Source organism: Streptomyces sp. NPDC059037 (genome assembly GCF_042740015.1).
Taxonomy (GTDB): Bacteria; Actinomycetota; Actinomycetes; order Streptomycetales; family Streptomycetaceae; genus Streptomyces.
The window spans coordinates 1-8,240 of record NZ_JBHYIG010000307.1; the positions used below are offsets into that span (position 1 = coordinate 1).

The 8,240-nt window shown below is 70.0% G+C and carries 6 protein-coding genes; 3 read left to right on the plus strand and 3 right to left on the minus strand.

Annotated elements, in window-relative coordinates; translation table 11 throughout:
* Positions 1 to 124: 124 nt before the first annotated feature.
* Positions 125 to 1,462 (minus strand): MATE family efflux transporter, encoded by a 1,338-nt coding sequence (locus ACFWY6_RS38915; RefSeq protein ID WP_384700693.1) that lies wholly within the window; start codon positions 1,460 to 1,462, stop codon positions 125 to 127.
* Positions 1,463 to 1,921: 459 nt separating this feature from the next.
* Here ACFWY6_RS38915 and dnaB point away from each other — a divergent pair, with 459 nt between their 5' ends.
* On the plus strand, positions 1,922 to 3,397 hold the full coding sequence (gene dnaB / locus ACFWY6_RS38920; protein WP_135331201.1) for a replicative DNA helicase: 1,476 nt from the start codon (positions 1,922 to 1,924) through the stop codon (positions 3,395 to 3,397).
* A 153-nt stretch (positions 3,398 to 3,550) separates the two neighbouring features.
* Here dnaB and ACFWY6_RS38925 read toward each other — a convergent pair whose 3' ends face one another.
* A complete protein-coding gene (locus tag ACFWY6_RS38925) occupies positions 3,551 to 4,114 on the minus strand; it encodes a dihydrofolate reductase family protein (RefSeq protein WP_384700696.1) in 564 nt (187 codons plus the stop codon).
* Between the two features lie 185 nt (positions 4,115 to 4,299).
* The gene (locus tag ACFWY6_RS38930; protein WP_384700698.1) at positions 4,300 to 5,817 is read right to left on the minus strand and encodes a PLP-dependent aminotransferase family protein; all 1,518 of its coding nucleotides are present in this window, start codon (positions 5,815 to 5,817) and stop codon (positions 4,300 to 4,302) included.
* A gap of 28 nt (positions 5,818 to 5,845) precedes the next feature.
* Between ACFWY6_RS38930 and ACFWY6_RS38935 the strand changes: the two genes are divergently transcribed.
* Positions 5,846 to 6,706: a methyltransferase domain-containing protein gene (locus ACFWY6_RS38935; protein WP_384700700.1), complete on the plus strand. Its 861-nt coding sequence runs from the start codon at positions 5,846 to 5,848 to the stop codon at positions 6,704 to 6,706.
* A gap of 54 nt (positions 6,707 to 6,760) precedes the next feature.
* Complete coding sequence (locus ACFWY6_RS38940; protein ID WP_384700702.1) at positions 6,761 to 8,143, plus strand: serine hydrolase domain-containing protein; 1,383 nt, start codon at positions 6,761 to 6,763, stop codon at positions 8,141 to 8,143.
* Positions 8,144 to 8,240: the final 97 nt, after the last annotated feature.

Genomic DNA, 8,240 nt, shown 5'->3' on the forward strand with positions numbered 1-8,240 from the left:
CCAGATGTTCACTCAGACGGCCCCCCCCTTCAAAAACACTTGATTTGGCGTCGGCAGCGTAAGTTGTTTATAAGAGACAGGCCCCACATGTTTCACGTGAAACAGCTCAGCGTCGTGAAACGCCTCAGCGTGTGGCGCCCGTGACGATCCAGCGTCCCGAGCGGGATCGCAGCCACAGGGTGATCATCCGTACCGCCATCATGAGCGTCATCGCTCCCCACAGTGCCGTCAGGCCGCCGCCCAGGGTGGGCACCAAGAGGGCGACGGGGACGAAGACGGCGAGCGTGGCCAGCATGGCCCAGGCCAGGTAGGGGCCGTCGCCGGCTCCCATCAGGACGCCGTCCAGGACATAGACGATGCCGCAGATCGGCTGGGCGATGGCCACCACCACGAGGGCGGGCAGCGCCGCGTCCTCGACCGCCGCGTCACTCGTGAACAGCGGGATGAACAACGGCCGGGCCAGGACGACCAGGACGCCGAGCACGATCCCCGATGCGATGCCCCACTGCACCATCCGGCGGCAGACGTCGCGCGCGCCCTGGGCGTCGTTCGCTCCCAGATAGCGGCCGACGATCGCCTGACCCGCGATGGCGATGGCGTCGAGGGCGAACGCCAGCAGACTCCACAGGGACAGGATGATCTGGTGGGCGGCCACATCGGCGTCGCCCAGGCGGGCGGCCACTGCGGTAGCGATCATGAGGATCGCCCGCAGTGAGAGCGTACGGACGAGAAGGGGCGCGCCTGCCTGGGCGCAGGCCCTGATGCCGGCGGCGTCGGGGCGCAGTGAGGCGCCGTGGCGTCTGGCTCCGCGTACGACGACGAAGAGGTACACGGCGGCCATGGCGCACTGGGCGATGACGGTGCCCCAGGCGGAACCGGCGATGCCGAGGTCCGCGCCGTACACGAGGCCCACATTGAGGACGCCGTTGGCGATGAAACCGCCGATGGCGACGTACAGCGGGGTCTTCGTGTCCTGCAGGCCGCGCAGTACACCGGTGGCGGCGAGCACGACGAGCATGGCCGGAATGCCGAGCGAGGAGATGCGGAGATACGTGACCGCGTACGGGGCGGCGGTGTCCGATGCGCCGAAGAGCTCGACGAGCGCGGGTGCGGTGGGCAGGACGACGGCGATGACGGCGGCGCCGAGCAGGAGGGCGAGCCAGATGCCGTCCATGCCCTGGCGGATGGCGGCCTGGAGATCTCCGGCGCCGACCCGTCGGGCGACGGCGGCCGTGGTGGCGTAGGCAAGGAAGACGAAGACGCTCACGGCGGTGGTGAGGAGAGCCGAGGCAACGCCGAGACCGGCCAGTTGCGCGGTGCCGAGATGGCCGACGATGGCGCTGTCGGCCATCACGAAGAGAGGCTCGGCGACGAGTGCGCCGAAGGCGGGGACGGCGAGTGCGATGATCTCTCGGTCATGCCGTCGCCGTGCGGCCTTGGGTGCCGCGGGAGCCTGTGTCATGGACACCAATGTAATCTTCCACAGGTAAGAGATGCAACGGCTAATGAACCCTTACTTGGTCTTCGGTGGGACGCTCGGTGGCGCACTGTTTGTCGCGATCTTGGTCCGACTGGGGAAGTTTTTCTTCTGCACAGCCGGTGGATGGGAACGTTGCAGGTCAGAGCCGGTTTGCGGAGAGGGCTGAGGGCTTGTTCACAGGGCTGTCCACCGGGCCGTGCACAGGTTTTGCGGGGTTCTCCACAGCATCGCGCCCGTCATCCACACCGCCTGTGGATAACCAGATTGGCTGACGGTGGCCACGGGCCTACCGTGGTGCGGCGCCCCCCTCGTCTTCCGACTGCGGAAACCCGGTAAACCCGACGCGTCAGAACCGGAGTTGGGCGACTCATTTGTCAGTGTCGTGCCGTAAGAAAGAGGGGCACGGCGAGGTCCGCGCGGCGGACGGGAGGAGGTGGCCCGGTGAGTATTTCCGAGCCTTTGGACGACCCCTGGGCCGACAGCGGTCCCAGTGATCGTCTGCCCGCCTCCCGGCGCCGTGACGGCGGCCGCGGCCGCGACGAACAGCACGAGCGGGGCCGCGAAGGCGGCGGCTGGGACGGCGGAGGCACCGCGTTTGAGCGCGTACCGCCGCAGGACCTCGACGCGGAGCAGTCGGTGCTCGGCGGCATGCTCCTCTCCAAGGACGCCATCGCCGATGTCGTCGAGGTCCTCAAGGGCCATGACTTCTACCGGCCCGCGCACGAGACGATCTACACCGCGATCCTCGACCTGTACGCGAAGGGCGAGCCGGCCGACCCGATCACCACCGCCGCCGAGCTCACCAAGCGTGGCGAGATCACCAAGGTGGGCGGCGCCCCGTATCTGCACACGCTGGTGCAGACGGTGCCGACTGCGGCGAACGCCGAGTACTACGCGGAGATCGTCCACGAGCGCGCGGTCCTGCGCCGCCTCGTCGAGGCCGGCACCCGCATCACGCAGATGGGATACGCGGCCGACGGCGACGTCGACGAAATCGTCAACAGCGCCCAGGCCGAGATCTACGCGGTCACCGAGCAGCGCACCAGCGAGGACTATCTGCCGCTCGGCGACATCATGGAGGGCGCGCTCGACGAGATCGAGGCGATCGGTTCGCGCAGCGGTGAGATGACCGGTGTGCCGACGGGCTTCACCGACTTCGACTCGCTGACGAACGGCCTGCACCCGGGCCAGATGATCGTCATCGCCGCCCGTCCCGCCATGGGTAAGTCCACGCTGGCCCTCGACTTCGCACGGGCCTGTTCGATCAAGCACAACCTGCCCAGCGTCATCTTCTCCCTGGAGATGGGGCGCAACGAGATCGCGATGCGTCTGCTCTCCGCGGAGGCCCGTGTCGCGCTGCACCACATGCGCTCCGGCACCATGACGGACGAGGACTGGACGCGCCTCGCGCGCCGTATGCCCGAGGTCTCGGCCGCCCCCCTTTACATCGACGACTCCCCGAACCTGTCGATGATGGAGATCCGCGCCAAGTGCCGCCGCCTCAAGCAGCGCAGCGACATCAAGCTCGTGATCATCGACTATCTGCAGCTGATGCAGTCCGGTGGTTCGAAGCGCGCCGAGAGCCGCCAGCAGGAGGTCTCGGACATGTCGCGAAACCTGAAGCTGCTCGCCAAGGAGCTCGAAGTCCCGGTCATCGCGCTCTCGCAGCTGAACCGTGGCCCCGAGCAGCGCACGGACAAGAAGCCCCAGGTCTCCGACCTGCGTGAATCCGGATCGATCGAGCAGGACGCCGACATGGTCATCCTGCTGCACCGCGAGGACGCGTACGAGAAGGAGTCCCCGCGCGCGGGCGAGGCGGACATCATCGTGGGCAAGCACCGTAACGGCCCGACGGCCACGATCACGGTCGCCTTCCAGGGCCACTACTCGCGCTTCGTGGACATGGCGCAGACGTAACAGCAGTCAGCTGCAGGGTCTCGAAAGCCTTGGCGGAATCTCAGGGCAGTTGGCAGATGGATGGCAACGCCTTCGCCCGCTGCGCGGCGCAACCGAGCCAGCTCCTCCGGTGTCACCCGCGGACCATATGGCCGGTGACTCCCGGACGGGCGCTCAGCGCCTCGTCTCGTACCTGGTCAGGATCACGCCGTTGGGAAATGTCCGCGTCTCCACCAGGTTCAGGTTCACCCAGTTGTCCAGCGCGGTGAAGAACGGCGTGCCGCCGCCCACCAGGACCGGCGCGGTGGCCAGCACGTACTCGTCAATCAGCCCGGCCCGCATGGCGGCCCCGGCGAGCGTCGCGCCGCCGATGTCCATCGGGCCGCCGTCCTCGGCCTTGAGCCGGGCGATCTCGGTGACCGCGTCGCCGGTGACCAGGCGGGTGTTCCAGTCGACCTTGTCGATCGTCGAGGAGAACACCACCTTCGACATGCCCCGCCAGCGGCGCGCGAACTCGATCTGAGCCGGGGTGGCGTTGGGCTGCTGGTCGCCGGTCGGCCAGTAGGAGCTCATCGTCTGCCACAGCTTGCGCCCGTACAGCGTCAGGTCGGTCGCCTGCAACTGGTCGGACCAGAACTGGAACAGCTCGTCGCTCGGCGCGCTCCAGCCGATGTCGTCGCCGGGCGCGGCGATGTAGCCGTCCAGGGTCAGGTTCATGCCGTAGATCAGTTTCCGCATGGCGCCAGCCTTCCGTGAGTCGGTCTCATGCGTACAGACCGACGCGGCGCGGGAAACTCATTGGTGCGCGATCTGGGCTCGCATGCAGTCCTGGTGTTCGGTGCCGCAGACTCATCGAGTTCTGCATCCTTGGCCAGCGGCGGCAGTAACCCTCTACGGGCGGCTCGGCTGCTGAGAACCCGCAGTCAGGCCAAGTCCCGCACGGCGTCGCCGAGGAGGGAGATGCCCTCGGCGATGTCGGTGGCGGTGGGTGCCGCGTAGCCGAGGACGAGGCCCGGGCGGTGCGGGCGCTGGCCGTGCCAGGACAAGGGCTGGACCTTCACACCGCGCAGCAGGGCCGCCGCGGCCAGGTCGGTGTCGCGGAACGCGGCGTCGAAGGTGATCGTCAGATGCAGGCCGGCAGCGGCGCCGTGCACGACGGCGTCCGGCAGCCGGCTCCTGATCGCGGCGATCATCGCGTCCCTGCGTCGGCGATGGCGCCCGCGCAGAAGACGCAACTGGCGTTCCAGCGCGCCGGATTCCATCAGCTGGGCCAGGACGAGCTGCGGCAGTACGGCGCTGCCGAGGTCGGCGAAGCGTTTGGCGGCGACGAGCGCGTCCCGGCGCCGGGGCGGCGCGATGGCCCAGCCGATGCGCAGCGCCGGAGCGAGCAGCTTGGACACGCTGCCGGTGTACAGGACGTGCTCGGCGAGCAGGGAACGCAGGGCGGGGACCGGGGCGCGGTCGTAGCGGTGCTCGGCGTCGTAGTCGTCCTCGATGATCAGCCCGTCGTGCTCCGTGGCCCAGCGCATCAGCGCGCGCCGGCGTCGGCCGCCGAGCACGACGCCGGTCGGGAACTGGTGAGCCGGTGTCAGCAGGACGGCGGGAGCGCCCGTGGTCTCCAGTGCGTCGACGCGGATGCCGTCGGCGTCGACCGGGACGGGCGGGGTGTCCAGGCGCGCGTTGCGCAGATGCTGCCGGGCGCCGAGCGCGCCGGGGTCCTCCACGGCCACCGCGCGCATCCCGTCGTCGTGCAGCACCTGACCGGCCAGAGTGAGGGTCTGAGCCGTGCCCGCGGTGACGACGACCTCGTCCGGATCGACGCGGATGCCCCGGCTGCGGGCCAGCCAGTGGGCAAGGGCGACGCGCAGTTCCCGGGCCCCGCGCGGGTCTCCGTATCCGAAGGAAGAGGCCGGGAGTTCCTTGAGTACGGTGCGTTCGGCGCGGAGCCACGCGGTGCGCGGGAACGCCGCGAGATCGGGCACCCCGGGCGAGAGGTCGATCCGGGCCGGTGCGTCCCGCAGCGCGTCGAAGATGTCCGTGCCGGGCGCGGTGGCGAAGAGTGCGCTCGGCGGTGGATGCGGCTGCGTGCGTGTGCCCTCTCCGCCGCCGGGCCTTTCGCCCTCCGACCGGACCGTCACGGGCGCGGCGACCACCACGGTGCCGTTGCGCCCCCGCCCCGCGACATGCCCGTCCTCGCTCAGGCGCTGGTACGCCTCGGTGATCACGCCGCGGGACACGCGCAGTTCGCCCGCCAGGGTCCGGGTGGCCGGCAGCCTGCTGCCCACCGGCAGGCGGCCGTCCGCTATCGCGAGGCGCAGCCGCCGGGCCAGCCAGTCCGCGCGCCCGCCGGGCGGGGCATCGTCGATGTTCAGCTGGAGGAAGTCGGCCCCAGGAGACGGCGCTATGGACCGGTCGGCAGCATGGTCATTGGACCTGTTCACCGGGCCATAGTGACAGCAGGCTGAAGCCATGCACACAGCCACCACGAACCCCGCGCCCTCATCTCCCGCCATCCTCCCGGCAGTTGACTATGTCCACGGATACTCGGACCGCGAGGCCCGCAGGCTCGGTGACCAGGCGGACACCCTTGCCGCGCTGCTGCACGAAGGCACGGCGTATCCCGCGGGCAGCCGGGTTCTGGAGGTCGGCTGCGGGGTCGGCGCCCAGACCGTCCACCTGGTCGACTCCAGCCCCGGGGCGCACATCGTCGCCGTCGACCGCTCGGCGGACTCGCTGGCACAGGCCCGCGCCCGCGTCGAGGCCCACGCGCCATACGCGGACGTCACGTGGTGCCGCGCCGATCTCTTCGATCTTCCTTTCCCGGATGCCGCGTTCGACCACATCTTCGTGTGCTTCGTCCTGGAGCACCTGGCCGCTCCCCGGCGCGCTCTCTCCGCGCTGCGGAGGCTGCTGCGACCCGGCGGGAGCCTCACCGCGATCGAGGGGGACCACGCATCGGCGTTCTTCCACCCGGACAGTGCCTACGCCCGTGCGGCGATCGGCTGCCTGGTCCAGTTGCAGGCGGATAGTGGTGGAAACGGCCTGATCGGGCGGGAGTTGCAGCCCCTGGTCGCGAGGGCCGGATACGACGACGTCAGGGTGCGGGCGTGCACCGTCTACGCGGACCGGACCCGCCCCGCGCTGGTCGACGGTTTCACCCGCAGCACGTTCACCGCCATGATCGAGTCCGTCAGGGAGGACGCGCTGGCCGCGGCGCTCATCACCGAGGCCGACTGGGACCGCGGGATCGCCGACCTGCGCAGGACCGCGGACGACGACGGGACCTTCCACTACACGTTCTTCAAGGCCACAGGTAGGCGTACCGCGTAGCGCGGCCGGCGGAATTCGCTCGACGCGCGGCCTCTCCAAAGGTGGACTAGGGCCATGACATCACCCCGTGAAGAGCTGCTGCCCACCACCCGCCGAGCCCTGCTGCACCGCGTCGCCACCGCTCAGGCGGAGGGCCGGGCTCCCTCCCTTGTCGCCTCGGTGCTCAGGGACGGCGAGTTGGTGTGGACCGAGGGCCGCAGCTGCGTCGAGGGGCATGCGCCGGACGAGAACGTCCAGTACCGCATCGGCTCGATCACCAAGACCTTCACCGCCGTCCTGGTGATGCGGCTGCGCGACGAAGGCGCCCTTGACCTCTCCGATCCCCTGGAGAAGCACCTTCCGGGCACGGCCGCGGGCGACGTCACCATTGCGGAACTGCTCGCGCACACCAGCGGGTTGGCGGCCGAGACCCCCGGGGAGTGGTGGGAGCGTACGCCCGGTGCGCAGCGTCCCGAGCTGGAGGACGTACTCGGTGAGCAGCCCTTCAAGCACCCCACCGGGCGCCGCTTCCACTACTCCAACCCCGGCTACACGCTGCTCGGTTCGCTGATCGAGGCGCTCCGGGGCGATTCCTGGGAAGCCGTGCTGCGCCGCGAGATCCTGGAGCCACTGGGCCTGGACCGTACGAGCGCACAGCCGCAGGCGCCGCACGCGGGCGGCTGGGCCGTCCATCCGTGGGCGGACGTGATGATGCCCGAACCCGCCGAGGACCTGGGTCTCATGGCACCGGCCGGTCAGCTGTGGTCCACGACGGCGGACCTGGCCCGCTTCGGTGCCTTCCTCCTGGCGGGCGATGACCGTGTCCTGTCTGCCGATTCGGTACGGGAGATGAGGACTCCGGCGGCGCCCACGCCGCCGGGGGACTGGAACTCGACGTACGGGCTCGGCGCGCAGGTGCTCCGAGTGGACGGGCGCACGCTGGTCGGGCACGGGGGCTCGCTGCCGGGCTTCATGGCCGGACTGTGGGCGATCGAGGAGGAAGGTCTGGTGGCGGTCACGCTGACCAACTGCACCTCCGGCCCCGCCGTGACGTCGCTGGCCGCCGAGCTGCTCCTGATCGTTGCCGAGGCCGAGCCGCGTATCCCCGATGCATGGCGGCCGCTGCCTGAGCTGGACGCGGCTCTGCTGGAGCTCGCGGGGCCCTGGCACTGGGGGACGAACACCTTCGTGCTGCGGCCGGCGGCCGACGGGGCGGTCGGTCTTGCGCCCCTGGTCGGCGGCGGCCGAGGCTCGCGGTTCCGGCCGAACGGCGACGGCACCTGGACCGGGCTCGACGGCTACTTCGCGGGGGAGATCCTGCGGGCGGTGCGGCGGCCGGACGGGTCGGTGAGCCATCTCGACCTCGGCTCGTTCGTCTTCACTCGGGAGCCGTACGACACGGGCGCCCCCGTGCCGGGCGGAGTGGACCCGGAGGGGTGGCGCGGACTTCCCCAGTAGGAGCGCGGCGGGGCGGGGGGGGGGTTGGGGGGTGGGGGGGACGAACCCGCACAGACACAGCAACAGAAACACAGCGCACAAGGACTACGAAGAGGAT

Excerpts from the sequence above, each read along its gene's own strand:
- ACFWY6_RS38940 (WP_384700702.1), top strand. The coding sequence starts at position 6,761 with ATGACATCACCCCGTGAAGAGCTGCTGCCCACCACCCGCCGAGCCCTG.
- ACFWY6_RS38915 (WP_384700693.1), bottom strand. The coding sequence starts at position 1,462 with ATGACACAGGCTCCCGCGGCACCCAAGGCCGCACGGCGACGGCATGAC.
- ACFWY6_RS38925 (WP_384700696.1), bottom strand. The coding sequence starts at position 4,114 with ATGCGGAAACTGATCTACGGCATGAACCTGACCCTGGACGGCTACATC.
- ACFWY6_RS38935 (WP_384700700.1), top strand. The coding sequence starts at position 5,846 with ATGCACACAGCCACCACGAACCCCGCGCCCTCATCTCCCGCCATCCTC.